Raw genomic sequence first — 22,515 nt, forward strand, 5'->3', positions numbered from 1 at the left:
TTGGCCAGATTCTTTAACGACGAAGCCGGATCATGGCCCGCGCGCTACCGGACGCCACGGAACCAGTATGTACGGATTGATCACGCGCCTGACCGCATACCCGGGTCGCCGCGACGAACTCGCTCTGCTCCTGATGGACCCCGCCGTCAGGAAACACGGCTGTCATTCCTATATCGTCGCGCACGATCTGGTCGACGCCGACGTCCTCTGGGTCACGGAGGTCTGGGCCGATCAGCCGACCCATCTGTCCTGGAGCGAAGATCTGCGTCAAAGCGGCGCCTGGCGCCCCATCTACGGCCTGATGGCCAAGATGGACGACTCGATCCTGACCCGGCCGCTGGGCGGTCTCGGGCTTTAGTCCGCCGCCTTCACCACGGCCAGCACGGCCGCCTCGACCACCTGATCGCCCACAGCCGCCACATGCTCGACCACCCCGTCGAAGGGCGCCGTCAGGGCGTGCTCCATCTTCATCGCCTCCAGCACCACGACCGGCTGGCCCTTGGCGACGACGTCGCCCGCCTTGACCGGCGCGGCGACGACCTTGCCCGGCATGGGGGCGCGAAGGGCGCCGTCGGAGACCGCTCCCGCGCCTGAGCCCACGGCGGCGCGATGCGGAGTCACCCGGCGCGCCTCGCCGTCCACGAACAGGACGAAGCCGTCGTCGATCACCTGATAGCCGAACAGCGCTTCGCCGGCCTGCACCTGGTCGAATCCGACCTGGGCCGTCCTTCCCTCGGCGCCGCGCCATCCCGCCTCGACCGGGGTCACGGCCCCAGACACGCCCCGGCCGTCCACATGCGCCCAGACCATCGTCTGAGCGGGCGCGTTCAGACGAACCCCATACGACAGGCCCGGCTGGCCGCCCCAGGGGCTGAACCGATCAGACCCGGCCGCCTCTCCATCGCTCGCCGCCTCCGCGATCAGGGTCAGGGCCGCCAGCGTCGCCTCGGCGCTCTCGTCCGGCTGCAGCACCGCCTCCTCCGCCGCGATGAACCCCGTATCCACATCCCCCGTCACGAAGCGCGGATGGTCCAGGCAGCGTTTCAGGAAGCCCGCATTGGTCTTGACCGGCCAGACCTCAACCTCGCCCGCCGCCTCGGCCAGCCGCGCCGCCGCCGCCTCGCGGGTGTCCTCATGGACGATCAGCTTGGCGATCATCGGGTCGTAGAACTGGCTGACCTCGCCGCCCTGTTCCACGCCGGTATCGACGCGAATTCCGTCCGGCATGACGAAATGCTCCAGCCGCCCGATCGACGGCAGAAACCCGTTCGCCGGATCCTCGGCATAGAGGCGCGCCTCCATGGCCCAGCCGTTCAGCTTGATCTGATCCTGCTTCAGCGGCAGGGGCTCGCCCGCCGCGACGCGGAACTGCCATTCGACCAGATCGACGCCGGTCACGCTCTCGGTCACCGGGTGCTCGACCTGCAGCCGGGTGTTCATCTCCATGAACCAGATTCCGTCCGCCTTCAGCCCGTCCGAGGCGTCGGCGATGAATTCGATGGTCCCGGCCCCGACATAGTTGACCGCCTTGGCCGCCTTGATCGCCGCGCCCGTCACGGCGGCCCGCACGGCCTCGCTCATGCCCGGCGCCGGCGCCTCTTCGATCACCTTCTGGTGGCGGCGTTGCAGCGAACAGTCCCGCTCGAACAGATGAACCACATCCCCGTGCCGATCCCCGAACACCTGCACCTCGATATGGCGCGGGCGGGTGATGTAGCGTTCGATCAGCACCCGGTCGTCGCCGAAGGCCGCGGCCCCCTCGCGCTTGGCGCTGGCCAGACCGGCGGCGAAGTCGGCCGGATCATCGACCCGTTTCATCCCCTTGCCGCCGCCCCCCGCCACCGCCTTGATCAGCACCGGATAGCCGATCCGCGCCGCCTCGGCCGTCAGGGTCGCTTCCGACTGGTCCGCGCCCTGATAGCCCGGCGTCACCGGCACCCCGGCCTGGATCATCAGTTCCTTGGCCGCATCCTTCAGCCCCATGGCCCGGATCGAGGCCGGATCCGGTCCGATCCAGATCAGACCCGCCGCCGCAACAGCTTCCGCAAAGTCCGCGTTTTCGCTCAGGAATCCGTAACCGGGATGGATCGCCTCCGCCCCCGTCGCCTTGGCCGCCGCCAGCACCTTGGCGCCGTCCAGGTAGGATTCGCGCGCCGCCGCCGGCCCGATCCGCACCGCCTCGTCGGCCTCGCGCACATGCAGGGCCTGGGCGTCGGCCTCGGAATAGACGGCGATGGTGCGTAACCCCATCCGCTTGGCGGTGCGGAAGACACGACAGGCGATTTCGCCGCGATTGGCGACCAGGACGGACTTGAACATGACGCGTTCTTAGCGAGGCGCGGCGGCTGTGTCTTCACCTCCCCATCGGCGAAGGCCGATGGGGAGGACAGATCGCGCAGCGATCAGGCGGGGGCGACTCGGTCTCAGACCGACCTACGCCTTCACCACCCCTTCGCCCCTTCCTGGCGACCTACGGCCGCCGGTCCTCCCCGTTCGCCTTCGCGAACAGGGAGGTGAAGTTTCCCTCGCCTTCCGCTATCCCTCCCCCATGTCCCTGCGCCCCCTCTTCGTCACCCAGGTCTATGAAGCCTCCCTCGCCGAGGGCCGAGGCTGGGCCGAGTTCAACGAGCAACTGATCGACGTCGTCCGCATGATGGCCGAGGAGGACGCGGCCGGCCGCCGCTGGTGCCGCGACAACGCCTATCGCGGCTACACCTCCTACGCCTCGCTGAACGACCTGCCCCAGCGCTTCCCCGAGTTCGCCGAGTTGAAACGCCACCTCGACCGGCACGCCGTCGCCTACGCCAAGGCCCTGAATTTCGACCTGGCCCGCAAGCCCCGGCTCGACAATCTCTGGGTCAACATCCTCAAGCCCGGCGGCGGCCACACCAGCCATATCCACCCTCACGCCTTCCTGTCGGGCACCGTCTATATCGACATCCCCGACGGCGCCTCGTCGCTGAAACTGGAAGACCCCCGCCTGCCCTTCATGATGGCCCGACCCTCCGTCACCGAGGACGCGACCGAGGCCGAACGCCCCTTCGTCTATCTGACGCCCCGCCCCGGCACGATCCTGATGTGGGAAAGCTGGCTGCGCCACGAGGTCCCGACCAACCAGGCCAAGTCCGACCGCATCTCGATCAGCTTCAACTACGCCTGAGACGAACTTCCGCCCCATTCCAGCGTCGCCCCGATTGAATGGCGCGCTGTCTCGGGACCCCCGTAGGGGTGGAGGGGCTCTTGGCGCCCCACCAACTTTTCCGAAGCGTTTGCCCCCTCCGTCACGGCGCTTTGCGCCGCGCCACCTCCCCCAAGGGGGGAGGAATGCGAGCACCGAAATCCTCCCCCCTTGGGGGAGGTGGCGCGGCGCGGAGCGCCGTGACGGAGGGGGCCCGAACGGCGCCAACTGTCACAATGACGCTGGTCTCACCCCAGCGATTCCAACCCCTTGCCAGATTCTCGCCCCGACTTTCCAGCCAGGGCTCCCCCACCCCCTATAATCAGCCTCGGTCTCGTCGCTTGGAGGGCTCGCTTGGCCTGCGACCTTGCGGCGGCGGGAGCGGATGGAACGGGAGCGGGGGTGTGATCCCTCCGCGCCGGCGGCGTCTCAAAACGCCGCCGGAGGGTCGAGGGGGATACTCGATCGCACTCGGGACGGTTCTTCGCAGGGACCGCCGACCCGTCGCAGGCTTATGGGGTTAGGCGATAAGACCGCCACCGCTCGGCGCCCCGAGCTTGCAGGCCAACCATTCGCGCGGGGGCCTCAACCTTCGTCGAAACGGTACTCAAAACACCAAACTCCGGGCGAAGGCCCGGCGCCCCGCCCAGCCCTTCATAACTTCGCAGCGAAAGCGCGGGGACGATCAGTCGCGTCCGGTCTTTCTCAACAGCCTGTCCCGCGCCGCATTGACCCGCGTCGCCAGGCCCTCGGTTCCGCCCTGGTCGGGGTGGGCGCGGCCCATGGCCTTTTTCCAGGCCGTGCGGATCTCGGCCTCGGTCGCGCCGGGACGCACGCCCAGAACGGCGCGGGCGTCGGCTTCGCTGATCGGTTCGGATCGCACCACGGGCCGGATGCGCGACGACCAGGCCAGATACAGCCCCGCCGCCGCCAGCACGCCCGCCCACAGCCAGGCGCCGCGAAACGCCGACAAGGCGCCTCCGGCCAGCAGCACCGATCCCAGCAGGGTCGCCGTCACGCGCCAATGGGCCCGGCCGCGCCGCTCGGTCTGGCGGCCCAGCCGCACTAGGGCCCAGACGGCGATCGCAGCCAGGGCCAGCCAGATCAGGCCCATACGCTCAGATCGCCTTTCAGGCGGCCACGTCCAGAGGCGCCAAGGCCTGTTCCAGACCCATGGCCTTCATCAGATTGCGCAGTTCCTGGCGCGCCGCGACATGGGCCAGGGACACGGCCACCGGACGAATGTCGTTCGACAGGTCGGCGACGGTCAGGCCGAACGGGAACAGTTCGCGATAGATGACCCGGTCGCGCAGGCCCGGCCCGACGCGGAAGCCGACCCGTTTGGCCAGCTTGTTCATCCGCTCTTCCAGGCGTTTGCGGTTGCGCGCCTCGGCCACGGCCAGGCGATTGGTCACCACCAGCCAGTCGATGGTGGCGTTCCGGCCCTGGCTGATCGCCCGGACCTTGCGCGCCTCCCAGACGCTTTCGGAATAGATCGAGGGCTTCAGCAGATCCAGCGACACGGGGTCCACCTCGCCCAGCAGGTCGAAGTCGACGAAACTGTCGTTCATCGGCGTCACGATCTGGTCGGCCCGCGCGTGGGCCGCGCTGGACACGGCGGTGTCGCCGCCGGGGGTGTCGATCAGGATGGCGTCCACCCCGGCCGCCACGGCCTCGTCGAAGGCGCGTTCGAAGGCGGCGATCTGCTCGTCCACCCCGCCCTTGGCCAGGGCCTTGCCGTCGCCCATGTCGGGCATGAAGGGCTGGGGCAATTCCTGCCTGTTCGCCGCCAGCCAGGCCAGGCGATTGGTGAAGAACCGCTGCATCGACCGCTGGCGCAGGTCCAGATCGATGATCGCGACAGAGCGCCCCGCATGCAGCAGGCCGGTGACGATATGGATCGCCAGGGTGGACTTGCCCGCCCCGCCCTTCTCGTTGCCGAGGACGATCACGTGAGGCTGCGTCATGGAGGAAACCCTCTGTGGCGACCGACGCGACTCAACACTGCGCGGCCTTCGGACGGGGCAGAGTCGGCGCACCGGCCGCAAACGTCAACGAGGCGTTAACGCGTAGCTGTGGACTTCAGCCCGAAGTTCAGCCGGCGCGGCGGCACCACGGGTCCGCCACCTGGGCGGCGGCGCACAGGGCGGACGCGGCCTCGACCGGAATCGGCCCGACCTTCAGCCGCGTCAGGCTGCGGCCGTTGACCTCGACGCCCTCGAACACCGGCGACAGGTTCGACAGGCTGGCGCGGGCCTTCAGCTGCGTCCAGGCGGCCTGCGCCCCGGCCCGGCTGGAATAGGCGCCCAGCTGGACCATGCGGCCTTCGGCGCGCGGACCTGCATCAACGACGGCGGGTCGCAGCATGGGTGGCTCGCTCCGCGCGACAGCCTGTTCGACCATGGCCCTGGCCACGACCGGCGCAGCGGCGCGCAGGGCGGGCTCGACCGCCGGCTCCGCCATCCGCGTCACGGCGCCGCGCAGGCCGTCGTCGCTCTTGTCTTCGGCCAACGCCAGGGAGCCGCCCCGGCTCAGGACGTCCCGCGCATCCCACATCTGATGCGGCGTGAGCACCGCCACATGGACGGGCGAGAATTTGGCGGGACGCAAGCCCTGGGCCTGCGCTGTCTGACGCGACGCCGCGCCGGAACCGATGGCCTTGGGATCCAGCGGGACGTCGATGGCGGCCACGCGCTCGGCCATCGCCTGGAAACTCTGGCGGTCGCCCTCGGCCGCCCCACAGCCGGCAAGGGCCAAGGTAAGCGCGATCAGAACTGGACGGGTCGCTCGTGCTGGCGTCATAAGCACGACCCTAGTCGCCAGGGTTTGAAGTCTGGTGCATCAACACGCTTAAGCCAAAGGGTTAACCGCTTCACCATGACCGAGCCTGCGTCCCTCCCCGTCGTCCACACCGTGGCGGATTTGCGCGCCGTCGTGCGTGACTGGAAAAGACAAGGCCTGACCGTCGGCATGGTTCCGACCATGGGCGCCCTGCACGAAGGCCATCTGACCCTGGTGCGCGAGGCCGGCCGCCGCGCCGACCGCATCGTGGCCTCCAACTTCGTCAATCCGACCCAGTTCGCCGCCAACGAGGACCTGGGCCGCTATCCTCGCCGTCAGGAGGAGGACGCCCGTCTGCTGGCCAGCGCCGGCTGCCATCTGATGTTCGCCCCGACGCCGGAGGAAATGTACCCGCAGGGCTTCGCCACCAGCGTCGCCGTGGCCGGGCCTGCGCTTGGGCTGGAAGGCGATTTCCGGCCCCAGATGTTCGGCGGGGTCGCCCTGGTCGTGACCAAGCTGTTCAACCAGGTCCAGCCCGACGTCGCCGTGTTCGGCGAGAAGGACTATCAGCAGCTGATGGTGATCCGTCGATTCGTCCGCGACCTGGACCTGCCGGTCGAGATCATCGGCGCCCCGACCCAGCGGGATGAGACCGGTCTGGCCCTGTCTTCGCGCAACGACTATCTGTCCGACGCCGAACTGGCCGTCGCCCGCCGCCTGAACGTGATCCTGGCCGAGGCCGCCGCCGGCGCCGCCGCGGGCCGCCCCCTGCCCGGCGTCGAACGGGACGCCTATTCCGCCATCCTCAAGGCCGGGTTCGAACGGATCGACTATGTCGCCGTTCGCCATGCCGAGGACCTGTCGCCGTTCCGCGACGGCGTCGTCGACGCCCCGGCGCGCATCCTGGCCGCCGCCTGGCTGGACAAGACCCGGCTGATCGACAACCGCGCCGTCTGAGCTCGAGACAAAAAGAACCCGACGCGGACGCCGGGTTGAAAAAGGTTCGGTGATGGTGCGTCCCAAAAAGGGACAGGTCCTTCATTGGACGCTTCGGTTAACAACTTCCTAAGTTCGGCGCCCTAGGCGCCGCGATCCGGAAGCCAGACGGTCTGACGGCCGCTGGGTCCCGTCGGCCAGGTCAGTCGCCAGCCTTCGCCGGCTCGCACCGGGGTGAAGTCCGACTGGGCGCCCAATCCGGGAAAGGCGAACCGTGTCCCGTCGATGTCGATCGTGGCGGCCCCGCCGCCCGGCGCCCTGGCCCGCCAGCGCCCGCCCGGTCCGCGCATGACCTCCGCGCGCTCCCCGTCGATCAGAACGACCGGGGGCGCGCCGTTCGATCGGCCGGACACGATGACCGCCGATCCATCGGAATCGACCGCGTCCAGCGCGCCTTGACCGTCCAGCCGCACCGTCGCCTCGCCGGACGCGACCAGCACGATAGGCCCCGCCCCGCCCCGGATCAGCACCAGAGTCTCGGGAGAGGGCGCTGCGTCCTCGCCGACCTGAACCTCGGGCGTCAGCCGGATGTCCCCCGGGGCTGCCGGAACGCGCAGCTCGAATCGTCCCGTAGCGTCGGCGCCGACCGCCACCGCAGCCCCGTCGGCCCCGCGCAGCACCACGCGGGCGTCCGGCCCCGCCCGGCCCTGAACCAGGATCATCGCCCCGTCGCGCCTTGCCGTCTGAACATGAGGAGGCTGCACCCAGGGGGAGGTCGCCTCGGCGTCCGCCGCGCGCCGCGCGCCCTCGCCGTCCCGGGAACAGGCCGACAGGGCCGCGACCATAGTCACGGATACGGCGGCCATGGCGATGATCCGACGTTTCATCCTGCGTCCCGACGATATAAGGCTGGCGGCCAAGCGCCCGGGGATTCTGTTACCCCGACCGCCGCCGGTTTGGCCATGGGCCGACCCAGCATTCGTTCAGTTGAGGCTCCATGTCCCTGCCCCCCGTTTTGATCCAGCCCTTCGACGGCCCGTCCGTCTGTCTGTTCTGCGGCTCTTCCGACCGCGCCGATCCCGCCTACACCGAGGCCGCCCGCGCCTTCGGCAGGGCCACAGCCGAGGCAGGCTGGCGTCTGGTCTATGGCGGCGGCGGCGTGGGCCTGATGGGCGCCTCGGCGCGCGGCGCCCATGACGCCGGCGGCCGTGTCGTCGGCATCATGCCGGCCTTCCTGCGCAGCCGCGAACGCCTGTTCGACGAGGTCGAGACCGTCGTCGTCACCTCGATGCACGAGCGCAAACAGCTGATGTACGACCAGTCCGACGCCTTCGTCGTCGCGCCCGGCGGCATCGGCACCCTGGAAGAAGTCGTGGAACTGCTGTCGTGGAAACGGCTGGACCTGCACCAGAAGCCAGTCGTCTTCCTGAACCTGAACGGCTTCTGGGAAGGCTTCTTCGCCCTGATGCGCCACAGCGTGGAGGAAGGCATGACCCCCGCCTCCTTCCTTGACGCCTGGACGGTGGCGGAGTCGGTGGAAGAGGCCATGGTGCTGATCCAGGGGGCCCCCGACACGGCCGTGCAGCAATATGATCGCCGATAGGTGATCGGCGCTAACAAATAATGCGGGCGCGTCTTGACAGTTTTTATCGAAAACTGACATTGGCGCGACGGCACGACGCCGTTCTTCAATCCGGAGACTTGCTCATGCGCGCCCTGCTCATCGCCGCCGCCCTGTTCGCGGCCGCCCCGGCCGTGGCCCAGGCCCCCGCCGCCACCCGCCTGACCCTGGCCGATTCGGCCAAAGCGCCGGCCCGCGCCACCATCATCGACGGCGCCCGCTGGTCCTGCGAAGGCGCGGCCTGCACCGCCTCGGGCGGCACGGAACAGCCGGCGACGCGCGCCTGCCGCCGCGTGGTGCAGAAGTTCGGCCCCGTGACCGCCTTCACCTACAAGGGAACCGAGCTGAGCGCCGAAGAACTGGCGGTCTGCAACGCCTGATCGGGCGGGGGCGGCCTTAGGCCGCCTCGCCTTTCAGCCGCCGCTGAATGGTCTCACGACCGATCAGCGGCGCCATGGCCGCCATGTCCGGCCCATGCGCCTGACCCGTCAGGGCCAGACGCAACGGCATGAACAGGGCCTTGCCCTTGGCGCCGGTCTCGGCCTTGACGGCGTTGGTCCAGGCGGACCAGGCGGTGTCGTCGATCACTTCCGGCAGCAGGGCGGCGGCGGCGTCGATGAAGGCCGCGTCCTCGATCACCGGCTGGATCGGCCCGCGGACGATCTTCGCCATTTCAACCACATCGGCGAACCTGCTGAGGTTGCCCCGCACCACCGACCAGAAGGCCTCGCCCAGGTCGGCGTCCAGCGCCTGTAGCCGCGGCCGGGCCGTCGCATAGTCCATGACGTGCAGCGCCTGGGCGTTCAGCCGGTCCAGGTCCGCCGTGTCGTAGCGCGCCGGCGAACGTCCCATCTTGGTGAAGGCGAAACTGGCGCCCAGAGCCTGCACCGACTCGGCCACTTCCAGCGGGTCCGAGGTGCCGATCCGGCCCAGGTGGCTGGTGATGGCGATCGGCTCATAGCCCTGGTCGCGCATGTCGCTGATCGACAGCGAACCCAGACGTTTCGACAGGGCCGCGCCGTCGGCGCCGACCAGCAACGGCATATGGGCGAAGCCGGGAATCGTCGCGCCCAGGGCTTCGAAGATCTCGATCTGGGCGCCGGTGTTGGTGACGTGGTCCTCGCCCCGGATGATGTGGCTGATGGCCATGTCGATGTCGTCGACCACGGACGGCAGGGTGTAGAGGAACAGGCCGTCCTCGCGGATCAGGACCGGGTCGGACATGGAGGCGGTGTCGACCTCGGCATGGCCGCGCGCCAGGTCTTCCCAGGCGACCCGCTTGCCCTCCAGCTTGAAACGCCAGTGCGGGCGACGGCCCTCGGCCTCGTAGGCGGCCTTCTGATCTTCGGTCAGCTCAAGCGCGGCGCGGTCATAGATCGGCGGCAGGCCGCGCGACAACTGCACCTTGCGACGGCGATCCAATTCGTCGGCGGTCTCATAGGCGGGATAAAGCCGGCCGGACGCCTTCAGCCTGGCGGCGGCCTCTTCGTAGCGGTCGAACCGCTTGGACTGGTTGTAACGCTCGTCCCAGGTCAGACCCAGCCAGGACAGGTCGTCCTCGATCCCCTGTTCGAACTCGGGCGTGGAGCGCGCCAGATCGGTGTCGTCGATGCGCAGCACGAACGAGCCGCCCTGCCCCTTGGCGAACAGCCAGTTCACCAGGGCGGTGCGGACATTGCCGACGTGCAACTTACCCGTCGGCGACGGGGCGAAACGAACCTTGACGGACATGGGATAGCGACCTTGAAAGCGAGGCGGCTAGGTCGCGCCGCAACCCGGCGAAGTCAAGGCGCGGGTTGGACCGAAACACCCGTCATGATAGACTTATCGCCGTCATGAACGCTCCCGTGCAGATCAGGAAGCCCGAAGTCGCCGAACGACTACGCCAACGCGCCAAGAGCGAAGGCAAGTCGATCACCGAACTGGTGGAGACGATGCTGGCTGAGCGCATCGCGGCGGACGAAGCTCAAACATCCGAAGACGCCGCGCGCCGTCGCGCGGCGGTCGAAGCCATCCTGGCTCGCGTCAGCGCGATGCCGAGATTGGCGACATGGCCAACGGACGACGATTTTTATGATGAGGACGGCCTTCCAAAGTGATCGTCGTGGATGCGTCGGCTTTGGTCGCCATCCTGGCCGGCGAGCCGGAGGCAGACGCTTTTATAAAGTTGCTGGTTGAAACACCGTCGCTGTTGTCGCCGCTCGGGTTTTGGGAGACGACAGTCGCCGCGCGCCGCGTCCTCGGCCCCGACGGCCAGCAAAGTCTGCTCGCGCTGATGGATGCTCTTCGCATTGAGATCACTGCCGCAGGCGGAGAGACGGCGCGGATCGCGGTGGAGGCCGAGACAAGGTTCGGCAAACACACGCCAGCCAGGCTGAACCTAGGCGACTGTTTCGCCTACGCCCTGGCGAAGGAACGCAACCTACCCCTGCTCTACAAGGGCGACGATTTCAGCCGGACCGACATCGAACCGGCCTTGCCCGTCTGAGATCAGTCGTCGCGGTGGACGCGTTCGCGGCGTTCGTGGCGTTCCTGGGCCTCGACCGACAGGGTCGCCGTCGGGCGGGCCTCGAGACGTCCCAGGCCGATCGGTTCTCCGGTGTCCTCGCAATAGCCGTAGGACCCGTCCTCGATCCGACGCAGGGCGTCATCGATCTTGGAGATCAGCTTGCGTTGACGATCCCGGGTGCGCAACTCCAGCGCGCGATCCGATTCCGACGAAGCCCGATCCACCAGATCGGGGTGGTTTTCGGTCTCGGCCTTCAGATTGACCACCGTGCCCTTGGACTCTCGAAGGATGTCGTCCTTCCAGTCCAGAAGCTTTTTCTTGAAATAGGCAAGCTGCCGTTCACTCATGAACGGCTCGTCGTCAGACGGCCGATACGGACCGGTTTCGTCGGACACAACGGACGCCAAAGCGTTCATCGCACTCACGCTCTCTAAGCACGCCCCCCTGTGGCGTATGGGCCGTATAGTGGGGTCCGCGAGTCCCGGCAACGGCGTTCGCGATTCCGTGATCATGATTAGGCGAAGCGTTGAACCGCGTGACATTTGGCGCGCAGTTTTCGCGCTCCGATTTGAAATACTGAAGCTTTCAGCTTCAGGAGCCGCCGCGGCGCATCTCCGCCTTGGCCAGTTCCACCGATGCTCTCAGGTCGATCTGGTCCAGCAGGTCGTTCAGCCCTGCATCCCCGTCATCGGGCCGATCCTCGCGCAACGTCCGGGAGAGTTGCTGCAGCACGGCCTCGTCCGGCTCGCCGGACAACAGGGCCATCTTCATCTCGTCCAGCCGGTCCAGCAGACCTGCGCCACGCCTCACCGCTCGACGCCGCTTCTCCAGCGGGCCCTCGATCCCCTGGAGCGCCATCAGGGCCGAGACGTCATTGACCCCCGATGTCGCCGCACTGGCGGAGGCGGCGGACGGCGCGGCGGTCGCGCCGGTCTGGCCCAGCGAAAATCCGGCGCTGGCGCGCGCAGGCTTGCCGCCCGTCGGCGCGCTGGGTCCCGTAGTCCCTGTGACCTTCATCGGCGGAGGCTCCGTCTCATGAGGCCACCCTTTGGCGAACGGAATGACCTTTTGGTTAACGCCCAGGCAAAAACTGCCGCCGCTCCCGCTCTCACCACAGAACGAAGTCAGTTATTTCAGTAACTTGAGCCACGGCACGATCTTCGCATCATAATGAATGAAACGCCTTTGGGACGTCCGACCGATGCAGAATCTGCTTGCCCGCCTTGTCGCGCCTCTCACCGCCTTTGCTGCGCTGGGCCTCGTCGCGTCTCCAGCCCTGGCCCAGTCACGAATCAAGGATATCGCCGCCGTCGAGGGCGTTCGCGGCAACCAGCTGGTCGGATACGGCATGGTCATGGGGCTGAACGGAACCGGCGACTCGCTCCGCAACTGCCCCTTCACCCGTCAATCGCTGGAAGGCATGACCGAGCGTCTCGGGGTCAATATCCGCGGCGCCAACGCCAACACCAAGAACATGGCCGCCGTCATGGTCTCGGCCGAGCTGCCGGCCTTCGCCACGCCCGGCTCGCGCATCGACGTCAATGTGTCATCCATGTGCGACGCCAAGAGCCTCCTGGGCGGGGCGCTGGTCGTCACCAGCCTCCAGGGCGCCGACGGCCAGGTCTATGCGGTCGCCCAGGGTTCGGTTCAGACCGGCGCCGTCTCGGCTTCCGGCGGTTCAGGCTCGTCGGTGACGCGCGGCGTGCCGACCGCCGGCCGCATCGCCTCGGGGGCCTCGGTCGAGCGCGAGACCGGGTTCGAGATGTCCAATATGAACGAGGTGCGCCTGAACCTGCGCAACCCCGACTTCACCACGGCCCAACGCGTCGCCGCCGTGGTCAACGCCGCCTATCCCGGCACGGCCCTGGCCGAGAACGGCACGGTCGTCACCCTGCGCGCGCCCGGCCAGCTGGGCATGGCGGGCTTCATCAGCCGCGTGGAGAACCTGGCGGTCACGGTCGACTCGCCGGCCAAGGTGATCATCGACGAGGTCAACGGCGTCATCGTCATGGGCGATGCGGTGCGGATCTCGCGCGTCGCCATCGCCCAGGGCAATCTGACCATATCGGTCGATGAACAACTGTCCGTCAGTCAACCTGCGCCCTTCAGCCAGGGCCAGACCGCCGTCATCCCCGACTCCCAGGTCAGCGTCGAAGAGGATCTGGGCACCCAGATGCGGATCGTCGGCGGTGGAACCAGCCTGTCCACCCTGGTCAACGGCCTGAACGCCCTGGGCGTCAGCCCGCGCGACATGATCAGCATCCTGCAGGCCATCAAGGCGTCGGGCGCCCTGCAGGCCGACATCGAGGTGATGTGACCATGACCGACCTGTCTGTCCCTACCGACCTGATCCGCCCCGTGCAGGGCCTGGCCGCCGGCGTCGGCGATGCGACCAAGGCCAAGATCAAGGAAACCGCCGAGGCCTTCGAAGCGTCCTTCCTGTCGCAGATGCTGAAGCCGATGTTCGAAGGCCTGTCGACCGACGGCCTGTTCGGCGGCGGTCAGGGCGAAGCGACCTGGCGCAGCTTCCTGCTGGACGAGATGGCCAAGAAGACGGTCGCAGCGGGCGGCATCGGCCTGGCGGGGCCGGTGATGAACGAAATGCTGAAGATGCAGGAGGGCGCGCAATGAGCGACGCCGAACTCGCCACCGTCCGCGTCCGCCAGTTGCTCGACCTGACGCGCCGCCTGACGGATCGCCTGGCCGCCGAAACGCGGGCCTTCGAAGAAGGCAGGCCCCAGGACGTCGCCGCCAGTCTGGCCGAGACACAGGAGATGGCCAACCTCTATCGTCGCGACTCCGGCCATGTGAAAGCCAATCCCGCCCTGCTCAGCGGCGGCCTGGCGACCGATCGGATGGCGTTGATCGAAGCCACGCGCGCCTTTGACGCCGTTCTGTCTCGCCACGCCAGCGCAGTCGAGGCGGCGCGGAAGATTTCGGAAGGCCTGGTGCGCGCCATCGCCCATGAGGTCGCCGCCGCCCGCACGCCCGCTTCGGCCTATGCCGCCGACGGCCGCGCCGCACAGGGCGACGGTCGCGCCGTCGCCTTCAACCGCAAGGCCTGACTCCGGCACGTTTCGACAACCGCGGTCGTTGTCGCCGTTGCCGATTTTTTAAGCGCCGCCATGCATGCTGTCGGCATGTCGATGACTGCTCGCCTCCTGGGTCTGGCCTTTGCATCTGCGGATGCGCTCGTCGAGATCGACGCCAAGGGCTCCGTGGCCTTCGCCTTGGGGGCCGGGCCGTCTCCGGGCCAGGATGTCGGCGCCCTGTGGACCGGCAAGCCGCTGCTCGATTTCCTGCATGAAGGCGCAGGGGCCGTCGAAACTCTGCTGGCCACCAAGCCGGGCGGGCGCAGTCCCGCCACACAAATCCTGATCCGCGTCGGAACGGACCGGGTTCGACGCGCCTCGCTCCGGGCCTTCATCCTGCCTCAGCTGGCCCCCGCCATATCCTGCTCGATCTCCTATGAAGGTCCCGCCATCGCACTGGCGGACGTCGAGACCCCGCCCCTGTCGGATGCGGAAGGATTTCTGGCTCAGGCGGCCTGTATCGTCGAGGGCGCCCCAGGCTTGTCTCTGGCCTTTCTTGATATCAGAGGCCTCGAATGCCTCGGCGGCGAAGTCGCCGACAAGGTGTATCGCCGCATCGAGGCGACGCTGCAGTCCGCCGCCGCGCAGGGCTCGTCAGCCGCCCAGATCACGCCTGAACGTTTCGCCGTCCTGCGCCCCAGCGGCGACACGCGTGACCTGGCGGCCGAGATCGTCGAGGCTGGCCGCGCGGAAGGCGTGGACCTGGGCGCCGAGTCCTTTATCTCCAGCGTTCCCAAAGGCGCCGACACCCTTTGCGTGTTGCGCGCCATGCGGTTCGCCATCGAAGGCTGCCTCAAGGATGACGGCCTGGCCAATCCGCAGATCGCTTTCTCGGACTCGCTGAAACGCACCTTCCGCGACGCCGAGGCCTTCCGCAGCGTGGTCAAGTCGCGTGAATTCCAGGTTCACTACCAGCCCATTGTTCATCTCGCCTCTCGCTCGGTCCACCATTTCGAGGCCCTGGCGCGGTTCAGCTCCAACAACAACGGCCCGGCCAACGCCATCCGCATGGCCGAGGAGCTGGATCTGATCGAATCCTTCGATCTCGCCGTCGCTGAAAAGGTGCTGAAACGCATGCGGGCGCCGGGCGCCGGCCTGCTGAAGATGGCTATCAACGTCTCCGGATCCTCCCTGGGCGACGACACCTATGTCGAACAGCTGCTGCACATGACCGCCGGATCGCCGGCAGAGCGCAAACGCCTGATCGTCGAGGTCACCGAGACGTCAGCCCTGGCCGACATAGAGGCGGCCAACCGCCGCCTGGCCGCCCTGCGCGAAACCGGGATCAAGGTCTGTATCGACGACTTCGGCTCCGGCGCCGCTTCCTACGACTACCTCCGCAAGCTGACGGTCGATGCGGTCAAGATCGACGGCTCCCTGGTGCGCGATCTCGAGACGGACGAATTGGGCCGCGACTTGCTGCGCAATATCGTAGAGCTGTGCCGTTCCATGAAGCTCGAGACCATCGCCGAAATGATCGAGACCGAAGGCGTCGTGACCGAGTTGAAGGCGCTCGGCGTGGAATACGGCCAGGGTTGGCTGTTCGGCCGGGCCGAGGCGGAGCCCCGCACCCAGTTGGCCAGCGCCGCGCCCGTCCGCCGCCGTGGAGCGGTCGAAGCCTGGGGCTGAGATCAGGGATATGACGTATTGACCTGATCAGTCTTGACCGGGCTTGACGCGAATCGCTCCATATACCATCGGTATGCGCGGCCAAGTCCGGGTTGGATGCAGGCCTGAAAACGGCCCGTTCCGAACCTTCATTGGCTCCGGGGCGGGCCGTTTTGCATGACCTCACAGACCCCTTGTTTCACAAGGCCGTCCTTAGTGGGCCGCCACCGTCGGCAGGTGTTCCTTCTCGAACCGGCCCACCTGATCCACCAGGGTCCTGGCGGCCTGATTCATGCCGATGACCTCCACCTGGGCGCCCTGGCGGCGATAGCGGAAAACGACCTTGTCCACGGCGGCGACGCCGGTCAGGTCCCACAGATGGGCGTCGGTCATGTCGATCTCGACGCGCTTGGGATGGCCGTGGTGTTCGAAGCTGGCGGCGAACAGATCGGCTGAGGCGAAGAACAGCTGGCCGGTCACGCGATAGCGCAGCACGCCCTCCTCCGGGGTCTCGATCTCGGTCACGGCGATGGTCTTGCCGACCTTGCGCATGAAGAAGACCGCCGACAGCAGAACGCCCAGGATCACGCCCTTCGACAGGTCATGGGTGGCGACCACGGTGACGGTGGTGGCGATCATGACGACGGACGACTGGAACGGGGTCGAGCGCAGCTTCAGCACCGAGCCCCAGTCGAAGGTGCCGATGGAGACCATGATCATCACGGCGACCAGGGCCGCCATCGGGATCTGAGCGACCCAGTCGCGCAGCACCAGGATCAGGAACAGCAGGAACAGGCCCGCCCACAGGGTGGACAGCCGCCCGCGCGCGCCGGAGGTGACGTTGATGATCGACTGGCCGATCATGGCGCAGCCCGCCATGCCGCCGAACAGGGGCGACAGGATGTTGGCGATCCCCTGGCCGCGCGTCTCGCGATCCTTGTCCGACGGAGTGTCGGTGATGTCATCCAGCAGATTGGCGGTCAGCAGGCTTTCCAGCAGACCGACGAAGGCCAGGGTCGCCGAGATCGGGACAATGATGGCCAAGGTCCCCCAGGTCAGGGGCACGGACGGCAGGTGGAAGACCGGAAGCGTCGAGGGCATCTGGCCCATGTCGCCGACGGTGCGGACGTCCAGCCCGGTCATGATGACGAAGGCGCTGATCAGGACGATGGCGACCAGGGGCGAAGGCACCGCCCTGGTCAGGCGCGGGAAGCCGTATATGACGACCAGGGCGGCCCCGACCAAGGCGAAGGTCTGCCAGTTGGCGCCGATCAGCTCGGGCATCTGGGCCAGGAAGATCAGGATCGCCAGGGAGTTGACGAAGCCGGTCATCACGCTGCGGCTGACGAACCTGATGTAGCGGCCCAGCTTCAGCAGGCCGATGATGATCTGGAACAGGCCGCACAGAATGGAGGCGGCGAACAGGTATTCCAGCCCGTGGTCGCGGACCAGACCGACCATCAGCAGAGCCATGGCCCCGGTGGCGGCCGAGATCATGGCCGGACGACCGCCGACGAAGGCGATGGTCACGGCGATGACGACGCTGGCGTAGAGGCCGACGGCCGGATCGACGCCGGCGATGAGGGAGAAGGCGATAGCCTCGGGGATCAGGGCCAGGGCGACGACGGTCCCCGCCAGCAGGTCGCGGCGAGGGTTGGCGAGCCATTGCTGGCGCGCGGAGGCGATAAGGGACATGTGGGGTTCATCTGGGGTCTGCCGCCGACCTGGCGCGCGGCCATGGGTCGTGTGCGGCGGGTTTCCCGGCGGATCGGCGGCCGGGATAGCCACCCGACGCTTCAAACAGGCCGGGTCCAGGGTGAGGCGCGCCTGATGCCCGGTCCCGGCCCGAAAGGCAAGCCGCCTATCCGGCGGTCGGCTTGGCCAGCGACGGTCGCTCGGACGCCTTGGCGGCGGCGGTGGCTTCGACGGCGCGCATGACGCGCAGCAGGTTCTCGCCGGCGATCTTGCGGATGTCGGCCTCGGTCCAGCCGGCGTCCATCAGGGCGGCCAGGATGCGCGGATAGGCGTCCACCCCGGTCATGCCCTCGGGCAGGCTGCCGATGCCGTCGAAGTCTGCGCCCAGGCCGACATGGTCGATCCCCGCGACCTGACGCACATGCTGGATGTGGGCGACCACGTCGGCCAGGGTCGCCTCCGGCGTCGGATGGGCGGCGGACCAGGCGGTCAGCCCGGCCTCGACGGCGGTCGGATCGCCGGGGTTCAGGGTCTTCAGCCGCGCCTCCTCGCCCGCGCGGTCGGCGTTCCAGGCGCGGACCCGTTCGGAGACGAAGCCGGGGGCCAGATTGATCATCACGATCCCCCCGTCCTCAGGCATCATCCGCAGCACCCGGTCGGGCACATTGCGGGGATGGGCCGTGATCGCCCGCGCCGAGGAGTGGGAGAAGATGACCGGGGCGTCGGACACCCGCATGGCGTCCAGCATGGTGTCCTCGGAGACGTGGCTGAGGTCCACCATCATGCCCAGGCGGTTCATCTCGCGCACCACGTCCTCGCCGAAGGGGCTGAGCCCGCCCCATTTGGGGGCGTCGGTCGCGCTGTCGGCCCAGGTGGTGGTCTTGGAATGGGTGAGGGTCATGTAGCGGGCGCCGGCGCGGTGGAACTCGCGCAACAGGGCCAGGGAGTCGTCGATGGAGTAGCCGCCCTCCATGCCGATCAGGCTGGCGATCCGGCCCGAGGCGAAGACGGCGTCCACCTGATCTGCGGTCGTGGCCAGGCCGAAGACGTCGGGGTGGGCGGCGATGATCCGCTTGGCCGTGTCGATCTGTTCGAAGGTCTCCTCGACCGCCTCCAGCGGGGTCAGGCTGGCGGGGACATAGACCGACCAGAACTGGCCGCCGACGCCGCCGGCGCGCAGGCGGGCGATGTCGGTGTGAAGCCGAGTCGTCGCCTCGAGATCGGTCGTCAGATCAACGGCGTAGACGTCATTGCCGTACTGCTGGCGCAACGCCCAGGGCAGGTCGTTGTGGCCGTCGATCAGGGGGGTGGTCTTCAGGATCTCCATCACCCTGGCCTCATTGGCGGATTGGGCATGAGCGGCGGTGGCGAAGGCGGCGACGGCGACGGCGACGCCGGCCAGCAGATGACGGATCATGATGCGACTCCCTGATGTTGCGACGCACACTGACAGAGGATCCCGCACAAAAGAACCCTCTCCCGCTTGCGGGAGAGGTGGCCCGGCGTTCGCGCAGCGAACCAGGGTCGGAGAGGGGAGTATCGCTCAGTAGAAGACTTCCCCCATCGTCAGGCGTGTCGCTTCGCGCCACGACCTGCCACTTCCCCCGCAAGCGGGGGAAGGTCTAAGACGCACCATGAGCGACGCCGCCTTTTCCGATCCGCTCGACCTGAAGAAGGTCGAGACCCGCGCCTGGTTCGAGCATCTGCGCGACCGTATCCACTCCGCCTTCGAGGCGCTGGAGGATGCGGCGCCCGACGAGCTGTTTCCGGGGGAGCCGGGGCGGTTCGTGCGGACGCCGTGGGACCGCGAGGCAGGCGGCGGGGGCGTCATGGGGATGATGCACGGCCGGCTGTTCGAGAAGGTCGGGGTCCATGTCTCGACCGTCCACGGATCGTTTCCGGCCGACTACGCCAGGACCGTGCCGGGGGCGGCGGAGGATCCGCGCTTCTTCGCCACCGGGATCAGCCTGATCTGCCATCCGGTCAGCCCCCGGGTGCCTGCGGTGCATATGAACACCCGCTTCATCGCCACGACCCAGAGCTGGTTCGGCGGCGGAGGCGATCTGACGCCGGTGCTGGACGCGGATCGGCGCCCGGACCACCCGGACACCCTGGCCTTCCACGCCGCGATGAAGGCGGCCTGCGACGCCCATGATCCGGACTGGCACGCCAAGTACAAGGCCTGGTGCGACGAGTATTTCTTCCTGCCGCATCGGCAGGAGCCGCGGGGCACCGGCGGCATCTTCTACGACCACCACGACAGCGGCGACCATGACCGGGACTTCGCCTTCACCCGCGACGTGGGTCTGGCCTTCCTGGACATCTATCCGAAGATCGTCGCCGGGCGGATGGGCGAGGCCTGGACGCCGGAGGAGCGCGAGGAGCAGCTGGTGCGGCGCGGGCGCTATGTGGAGTTCAACCTGCTGTACGACCGTGGCACCATGTTCGGCCTCAAGACCGGCGGCAACGTCGATTCGATCCTCAGCTCCATGCCCCCGGTGGTGAAATGGCCGTGAAGTCCCCCCTTGCGAAGATCCTGCTGCGCCCCCTGGCCACCTCGGTCCTGTTTGCGGTGCTGTACGGGATCTATCTGACCCTGTCGCACCAGCCGCAGATCCCGCTGACCCTGTTCGTGGTGATCGGCTTCTACTTCGCCGCCTCGCTGCTGCTGGAGCGGTTCGTGTTTCCCCGGTTCGGACTCTGATCGAAAAAAAGACAGTCTAGATCGTCTAAATCGTCTGAATTCGGCGGCCCGCCCGCCCTTGAAATCGCGTCCCCGAATTGCCCGGCGCCGGCGAAAGCCGGTGCGATGCGCAAAAGCGTACAGTTTGGCGGCGTGTTTTCCGTTCGATTGTCAAAGACCTGGCGGCCAGTCTAACCGCGCCCGGAAGGGCGATGGGTCGATTGTGGGGATTTCATTGAAAGCCCTTAGAATTCAGAATGCGGTGGCGCGGAATTAGGGGTGCATCCCCCGTCCGCTCATTCCCATGGCGGAGACAAAAGCGTCGCCCGCCTTGCTGCGATAGCGTTCGCGATGCCGCAGCAGGCGGAACGGGCGTTCCGGCAGGCTGAAGGCCGCCGTGACCAGACGGCCGGCCGCGACCGATCCATAGGCCACGCTTTCGGACAGGGCCGTGGCCCCCGCCCCCGCCTCGGCCGCCGCCAGCACCGCCTCGTTCGACGGCAGGGTCATGGCGATGGACAGGGCGGCGGGGTCCACGCCCGCGTTACGCAGCGCCGCCTCCAGGGTCGAGCGGGTGCCCGAGCCCGCCTCGCGCAGGACCCAGGCCTGGGTCGCCAGGGTCTGGGCCTCCAGTCGGCGCAGTCCGGCCCAGGGATGGTCGGGCGTGACCAGAACCGCCAGCCGGTCCGAGCCCACCACCGTCTGATCCAGCAAGGGCTGGTCGATCTCGCCCTCGACCAGACCCAGTTCGGCCGCGCCGCCCAACACCCCCTCGGCCACCTCGCGCGTATTGCCGATGGCCACGTCCAGTTCGACGCCGGGATGGGCCGCATGAAAGGCGGCCAGTCGGCGGGGCAACCAGGCGCTGGCGATGGTCTGGCTGGCGAAGAGGGTCAGGCGGCCGCGCCGCAGGGCGCTCATGTCCGCCAGCGCCGCCTCGGCCGCCGCTGCGCGGGCCAGCACGGCCCTGGCCTCGGGCAGGAAGGCCTGGCCGGTCTGGTTCAGGACGACGCCCCGGCCGACCCGGTCGAACAGTTGGACGTCATGTTCGGCCTCCAGCGCCGCGATGGCGTTGGAGACGGCCGACTGGGTCAGGTTCAGCGCCCGCGCCGCCGCCGTCACATGCTGACGCTCGGCCACGGCGACGAAGATGCGCAGGCGTTCCAGAGTCACGATCAATCTCCAAATCGGATTGAAACGACCATAACAATCCGTTGGATCGGGGTCGAGGGGCGGCGCATCAAGCGGAACCATGAAGTCCGCCGCCCCTGACGCCGTTTTGAGTCCTCCCCTGCCCCGCATGATACGGTTGGGCGCGTTCGGGCGCGCGGTGTGGCCCGGCCTGATGATAAGCCTGGTGGTCGCCCTGGCGGCGGTGGGCCTGGGTGGCCTGGAACGCGGGGCGGTCGGCAAGGTCTGGCTGGAGCCGCTGGTGCTGGCCATCCTGCTGGGCGCCGGCGTGCGGGCGGCCTGGACGCCGGACGTGCGGTTCAGGGCCGGGATCGATTTCAGCGCCAAGATCCTGCTGGAGGTCGCCGTGGTCCTGCTGGGGGCCTCGGTCAGTGCGGCGACCCTGTCGTCGCTGGGGCTGGGGTTCGTGGCGGGGGTCTTCGCCCTGGTCGCGGCCGCCATTCTGGCCGGGTTCGGGATCGGGCGTCTGCTGGGGCTGAACCCACGCATGGCCCTGCTGGTCGCGTGCGGCAACGCCATCTGCGGCAACTCCGCCATCGCCGCCGTGGCCCCGGTGATCGACGCCGATGGCGAGGAGGTGGCCGCCTCCATCGCCTTTACCGCCGTGCTGGGGGTGGTGGTGGTGCTGACCCTGCCGCTGCTGGGCGGGCTGATGGGGATGAGCGGTTTGCAGTTCGGCGCCCTGGCGGGGCTGACCGTCTACGCCGTGCCGCAAGTGCTGGCGGCCGCCGCCCCGTTCGGCGCCGTCGCGACCCAGACGGGGACGGTGATCAAGCTGGCGCGGGTGCTGATGCTGGGGCCGGTGATCCTGGTGCTGTCGCTGATCTTCCGGGATCGGGCGGAGGGGGCGAAGGGGCCAGGTCTGCACCGGCTCCTGCCGTGGTTCATCGTCGGCTTTCTGGCGATGATCGCGCTGCGGAACCTGAACCTGATCCCGCAAGCGGCGCTCGAACCGATGGCGGCGGCGTCGGGCCTGCTGACCGTGGCGGCCATGGCGGCGCTGGGGCTCCAGACCGACATCCGGGCCGTGGCGCGGGCCGGCGGGCGGGTGGTCGCGGCGGTGGTGTTGTCGCTGGCGGCCCTGGTGGGGCTGAGCCTGGGGCTGATCGCGGTGCTGGGGGTTTAGCGCCTTCCCTTTCGTCATTCTCCGGCAAGCCGCGCCTTCGCGGCGCAGACCGGGGAACCCAGCGGCGCCGAAGGCGATGTGGCCGTCGCACAATG

At 68.1% G+C, this 22,515-nt stretch carries 24 protein-coding genes, 2 pseudogenes and 1 other annotated feature; of the genes and pseudogenes, 15 read left to right on the forward strand and 11 right to left on the reverse strand.

Features of this window, described 5'->3' with window-relative positions; all coding sequences use genetic code 11:
• The first annotated feature begins 67 nt into the window (after positions 1-67).
• Positions 68-358, forward strand: a complete 291-nt coding sequence (locus ACP7CK_RS12890) for a putative quinol monooxygenase (RefSeq protein ID WP_292150569.1) — start codon at positions 68-70, stop codon at positions 356-358.
• Here ACP7CK_RS12890 and ACP7CK_RS12895 read toward each other — a convergent pair.
• Positions 355-2,319 (reverse strand): acetyl/propionyl/methylcrotonyl-CoA carboxylase subunit alpha, encoded by a 1,965-nt coding sequence (locus ACP7CK_RS12895; protein WP_426026241.1) that lies wholly within the window; start codon positions 2,317-2,319, stop codon positions 355-357. The two genes, ACP7CK_RS12890 and ACP7CK_RS12895, sit on opposite strands and share 4 nt — an antisense overlap.
• Positions 2,320-2,548: 229 nt before the next feature.
• On the opposite strand from ACP7CK_RS12895, the gene ACP7CK_RS12900 reads away from it, so the two are divergent.
• Positions 2,549-3,160: a TIGR02466 family protein gene (locus tag ACP7CK_RS12900; RefSeq protein ID WP_008259957.1), complete on the forward strand. Its 612-nt coding sequence runs from the start codon at positions 2,549-2,551 to the stop codon at positions 3,158-3,160.
• A 703-nt stretch (positions 3,161-3,863) separates the two neighbouring features.
• On the opposite strand, the gene ACP7CK_RS12905 is transcribed toward ACP7CK_RS12900, so the two are convergent.
• The 3 genes from ACP7CK_RS12905 to ACP7CK_RS12915 all read right to left on the reverse strand — a co-directional run bounded on the left by ACP7CK_RS12905 (position 3,864) and on the right by ACP7CK_RS12915 (position 5,935).
• Positions 3,864-4,292: a J domain-containing protein gene (locus ACP7CK_RS12905; RefSeq protein WP_183194869.1), complete on the reverse strand. Its 429-nt coding sequence runs from the start codon at positions 4,290-4,292 to the stop codon at positions 3,864-3,866.
• Positions 4,293-4,308: 16 nt separating this feature from the next.
• Entirely contained in the window at positions 4,309-5,145 is an 837-nt protein-coding gene (locus ACP7CK_RS12910) for a division plane positioning ATPase MipZ (RefSeq protein ID WP_035308288.1), read from the reverse strand.
• A 127-nt stretch (positions 5,146-5,272) separates the two neighbouring features.
• Positions 5,273-5,935 carry an SPOR domain-containing protein gene (locus tag ACP7CK_RS12915; protein ID WP_426026242.1) on the reverse strand — a complete coding sequence of 221 codons (663 nt, stop codon included), beginning with the start codon at positions 5,933-5,935 and terminating at the stop codon, positions 5,273-5,275.
• 120 nt (positions 5,936-6,055) lie between these two features.
• On the opposite strand from ACP7CK_RS12915, the gene panC reads away from it, so the two are divergent.
• Positions 6,056-6,916, forward strand: a complete 861-nt coding sequence (panC, locus tag ACP7CK_RS12920; RefSeq protein WP_426026243.1) for a pantoate--beta-alanine ligase — start codon at positions 6,056-6,058, stop codon at positions 6,914-6,916.
• 122 nt (positions 6,917-7,038) lie between these two features.
• Here the strand turns inward: panC and ACP7CK_RS12925 are convergent, their stop codons facing one another.
• The gene (locus tag ACP7CK_RS12925; protein WP_426026244.1) at positions 7,039-7,782 is read right to left on the reverse strand and encodes a hypothetical protein; all 744 of its coding nucleotides are present in this window, start codon (positions 7,780-7,782) and stop codon (positions 7,039-7,041) included.
• A gap of 110 nt (positions 7,783-7,892) precedes the next feature.
• Here ACP7CK_RS12925 and ACP7CK_RS12930 point away from each other — a divergent pair, with 110 nt between their 5' ends.
• Entirely contained in the window at positions 7,893-8,498 is a 606-nt protein-coding gene (locus ACP7CK_RS12930) for a TIGR00730 family Rossman fold protein (RefSeq protein WP_372705625.1), read from the forward strand.
• A gap of 104 nt (positions 8,499-8,602) precedes the next feature.
• Positions 8,603-8,896: a CC_3452 family protein gene (locus ACP7CK_RS12935; protein WP_035308281.1), complete on the forward strand. Its 294-nt coding sequence runs from the start codon at positions 8,603-8,605 to the stop codon at positions 8,894-8,896.
• Positions 8,897-8,912: 16 nt separating this feature from the next.
• Here the strand turns inward: ACP7CK_RS12935 and gltX are convergent, their stop codons facing one another.
• Positions 8,913-10,247: a glutamate--tRNA ligase gene (gltX, locus tag ACP7CK_RS12940; protein ID WP_426026245.1), complete on the reverse strand. Its 1,335-nt coding sequence runs from the start codon at positions 10,245-10,247 to the stop codon at positions 8,913-8,915.
• A gap of 104 nt (positions 10,248-10,351) precedes the next feature.
• Between gltX and ACP7CK_RS12945 the strand changes: the two genes are divergently transcribed.
• Together ACP7CK_RS12945 and ACP7CK_RS12950 are read left to right on the forward strand one after the other, a co-directional pair.
• Positions 10,352-10,615 carry a type II toxin-antitoxin system VapB family antitoxin gene (locus ACP7CK_RS12945; protein WP_050771660.1) on the forward strand — a complete coding sequence of 88 codons (264 nt, stop codon included), beginning with the start codon at positions 10,352-10,354 and terminating at the stop codon, positions 10,613-10,615.
• A complete protein-coding gene (locus ACP7CK_RS12950) occupies positions 10,612-11,004 on the forward strand; it encodes a type II toxin-antitoxin system VapC family toxin (protein ID WP_292148327.1) in 393 nt (130 codons plus the stop codon). The genes ACP7CK_RS12945 and ACP7CK_RS12950 overlap by 4 nt, the downstream gene beginning before the upstream one ends.
• Before the next feature lie 2 nt (positions 11,005-11,006).
• Here ACP7CK_RS12950 and dksA read toward each other — a convergent pair whose 3' ends face one another.
• Both dksA and ACP7CK_RS12960 read right to left on the reverse strand, forming a co-directional pair.
• Positions 11,007-11,441 (reverse strand): RNA polymerase-binding protein DksA, encoded by a 435-nt coding sequence (gene dksA / locus ACP7CK_RS12955; RefSeq protein ID WP_081836181.1) that lies wholly within the window; start codon positions 11,439-11,441, stop codon positions 11,007-11,009.
• A 175-nt stretch (positions 11,442-11,616) separates the two neighbouring features.
• Complete coding sequence (locus ACP7CK_RS12960) at positions 11,617-12,042, reverse strand: flagellar assembly protein FliX (RefSeq protein ID WP_292148325.1); 426 nt, start codon at positions 12,040-12,042, stop codon at positions 11,617-11,619.
• A gap of 184 nt (positions 12,043-12,226) precedes the next feature.
• On the opposite strand from ACP7CK_RS12960, the gene ACP7CK_RS12965 reads away from it, so the two are divergent.
• From ACP7CK_RS12965 to ACP7CK_RS12985, 5 genes and pseudogenes are all read left to right on the forward strand, one after another.
• A complete protein-coding gene (locus ACP7CK_RS12965; RefSeq protein WP_035308278.1) occupies positions 12,227-13,342 on the forward strand; it encodes a flagellar basal body P-ring protein FlgI in 1,116 nt (371 codons plus the stop codon).
• Positions 13,343-13,344: 2 nt separating this feature from the next.
• Positions 13,345-13,656: a rod-binding protein gene (locus ACP7CK_RS12970; RefSeq protein ID WP_008263546.1), complete on the forward strand. Its 312-nt coding sequence runs from the start codon at positions 13,345-13,347 to the stop codon at positions 13,654-13,656.
• Positions 13,653-14,090 carry a flagellar basal-body protein FlbY gene (locus tag ACP7CK_RS12975; protein WP_426026247.1) on the forward strand — a complete coding sequence of 146 codons (438 nt, stop codon included), beginning with the start codon at positions 13,653-13,655 and terminating at the stop codon, positions 14,088-14,090. The genes ACP7CK_RS12970 and ACP7CK_RS12975 overlap by 4 nt, the downstream gene beginning before the upstream one ends.
• A 795-nt stretch (positions 14,091-14,885) precedes the next feature.
• Positions 14,886-15,656, forward strand: a pseudogene (locus ACP7CK_RS12980) (EAL domain-containing protein); the annotation flags it as partial.
• 49 nt (positions 15,657-15,705) lie between these two features.
• A pseudogene (locus ACP7CK_RS12985) lies at positions 15,706-15,768 on the forward strand (hypothetical protein); the annotation flags it as partial.
• Positions 15,769-15,938: 170 nt separating this feature from the next.
• Here ACP7CK_RS12985 and ACP7CK_RS12990 read toward each other — a convergent pair.
• Positions 15,939-17,420 carry a SulP family inorganic anion transporter gene (locus tag ACP7CK_RS12990; protein ID WP_426026249.1) on the reverse strand — a complete coding sequence of 494 codons (1,482 nt, stop codon included), beginning with the start codon at positions 17,418-17,420 and terminating at the stop codon, positions 15,939-15,941.
• 59 nt (positions 17,421-17,479) lie between these two features.
• Positions 17,480-17,541: a sequence feature (sul1 is cis-regulatory element that is thought to sense ions involved in sulfur or methionine metabolism; They are found in Alphaproteobacteria), on the reverse strand.
• A gap of 45 nt (positions 17,542-17,586) precedes the next feature.
• Positions 17,587-18,837: a dipeptidase gene (locus ACP7CK_RS12995; RefSeq protein ID WP_426026250.1), complete on the reverse strand. Its 1,251-nt coding sequence runs from the start codon at positions 18,835-18,837 to the stop codon at positions 17,587-17,589.
• Positions 18,838-19,054: 217 nt separating this feature from the next.
• Between ACP7CK_RS12995 and hemF the strand changes: the two genes are divergently transcribed.
• On the forward strand, positions 19,055-19,936 hold the full coding sequence (hemF, locus tag ACP7CK_RS13000; protein WP_426026251.1) for an oxygen-dependent coproporphyrinogen oxidase: 882 nt from the start codon (positions 19,055-19,057) through the stop codon (positions 19,934-19,936).
• Positions 19,933-20,124 carry a hypothetical protein gene (locus ACP7CK_RS13005; RefSeq protein ID WP_040349701.1) on the forward strand — a complete coding sequence of 64 codons (192 nt, stop codon included), beginning with the start codon at positions 19,933-19,935 and terminating at the stop codon, positions 20,122-20,124. The genes hemF and ACP7CK_RS13005 overlap by 4 nt, the downstream gene beginning before the upstream one ends.
• Before the next feature lie 252 nt (positions 20,125-20,376).
• On the opposite strand, the gene ACP7CK_RS13010 is transcribed toward ACP7CK_RS13005, so the two are convergent.
• Entirely contained in the window at positions 20,377-21,276 is a 900-nt protein-coding gene (locus tag ACP7CK_RS13010) for a LysR family transcriptional regulator (RefSeq protein ID WP_426026252.1), read from the reverse strand.
• A 79-nt stretch (positions 21,277-21,355) separates the two neighbouring features.
• On the opposite strand from ACP7CK_RS13010, the gene ACP7CK_RS13015 reads away from it, so the two are divergent.
• The gene (locus ACP7CK_RS13015; RefSeq protein ID WP_426026253.1) at positions 21,356-22,420 is read left to right on the forward strand and encodes a YeiH family protein; all 1,065 of its coding nucleotides are present in this window, start codon (positions 21,356-21,358) and stop codon (positions 22,418-22,420) included.
• Positions 22,421-22,515 lie beyond the last annotated feature (95 nt).

Origin of the sequence: Brevundimonas sp. TSRC1-1, from assembly GCF_049898245.1 — a bacterium.
Lineage (GTDB): Bacteria > Pseudomonadota > Alphaproteobacteria > Caulobacterales > Caulobacteraceae > Brevundimonas > Brevundimonas mediterranea_A.

Excerpts from the sequence above, each read along its gene's own strand:
- ACP7CK_RS12890 (WP_292150569.1), top strand. The coding sequence starts at position 68 with ATGTACGGATTGATCACGCGCCTGACCGCATACCCGGGTCGCCGCGAC.
- ACP7CK_RS12895 (WP_426026241.1), bottom strand. The coding sequence starts at position 2,319 with ATGTTCAAGTCCGTCCTGGTCGCCAATCGCGGCGAAATCGCCTGTCGT.
- ACP7CK_RS12900 (WP_008259957.1), top strand. The coding sequence starts at position 2,549 with ATGTCCCTGCGCCCCCTCTTCGTCACCCAGGTCTATGAAGCCTCCCTC.
- ACP7CK_RS12905 (WP_183194869.1), bottom strand. The coding sequence starts at position 4,292 with ATGGGCCTGATCTGGCTGGCCCTGGCTGCGATCGCCGTCTGGGCCCTA.
- ACP7CK_RS12910 (WP_035308288.1), bottom strand. The coding sequence starts at position 5,145 with ATGACGCAGCCTCACGTGATCGTCCTCGGCAACGAGAAGGGCGGGGCG.
- panC (WP_426026243.1), top strand. The coding sequence starts at position 6,056 with ATGACCGAGCCTGCGTCCCTCCCCGTCGTCCACACCGTGGCGGATTTG.
- ACP7CK_RS12925 (WP_426026244.1), bottom strand. The coding sequence starts at position 7,782 with ATGAAACGTCGGATCATCGCCATGGCCGCCGTATCCGTGACTATGGTC.
- ACP7CK_RS12930 (WP_372705625.1), top strand. The coding sequence starts at position 7,893 with ATGTCCCTGCCCCCCGTTTTGATCCAGCCCTTCGACGGCCCGTCCGTC.
- ACP7CK_RS12935 (WP_035308281.1), top strand. The coding sequence starts at position 8,603 with ATGCGCGCCCTGCTCATCGCCGCCGCCCTGTTCGCGGCCGCCCCGGCC.
- gltX (WP_426026245.1), bottom strand. The coding sequence starts at position 10,247 with ATGTCCGTCAAGGTTCGTTTCGCCCCGTCGCCGACGGGTAAGTTGCAC.
- ACP7CK_RS12945 (WP_050771660.1), top strand. The coding sequence starts at position 10,352 with ATGAACGCTCCCGTGCAGATCAGGAAGCCCGAAGTCGCCGAACGACTA.
- dksA (WP_081836181.1), bottom strand. The coding sequence starts at position 11,441 with ATGAACGCTTTGGCGTCCGTTGTGTCCGACGAAACCGGTCCGTATCGG.
- ACP7CK_RS12960 (WP_292148325.1), bottom strand. The coding sequence starts at position 12,042 with ATGAAGGTCACAGGGACTACGGGACCCAGCGCGCCGACGGGCGGCAAG.
- ACP7CK_RS12965 (WP_035308278.1), top strand. The coding sequence starts at position 12,227 with ATGCAGAATCTGCTTGCCCGCCTTGTCGCGCCTCTCACCGCCTTTGCT.
- ACP7CK_RS12970 (WP_008263546.1), top strand. The coding sequence starts at position 13,345 with ATGACCGACCTGTCTGTCCCTACCGACCTGATCCGCCCCGTGCAGGGC.
- ACP7CK_RS12975 (WP_426026247.1), top strand. The coding sequence starts at position 13,653 with ATGAGCGACGCCGAACTCGCCACCGTCCGCGTCCGCCAGTTGCTCGAC.
- ACP7CK_RS12990 (WP_426026249.1), bottom strand. The coding sequence starts at position 17,420 with ATGTCCCTTATCGCCTCCGCGCGCCAGCAATGGCTCGCCAACCCTCGC.
- ACP7CK_RS12995 (WP_426026250.1), bottom strand. The coding sequence starts at position 18,837 with ATGATCCGTCATCTGCTGGCCGGCGTCGCCGTCGCCGTCGCCGCCTTC.
- hemF (WP_426026251.1), top strand. The coding sequence starts at position 19,055 with ATGAGCGACGCCGCCTTTTCCGATCCGCTCGACCTGAAGAAGGTCGAG.
- ACP7CK_RS13015 (WP_426026253.1), top strand. The coding sequence starts at position 21,356 with ATGAAGTCCGCCGCCCCTGACGCCGTTTTGAGTCCTCCCCTGCCCCGC.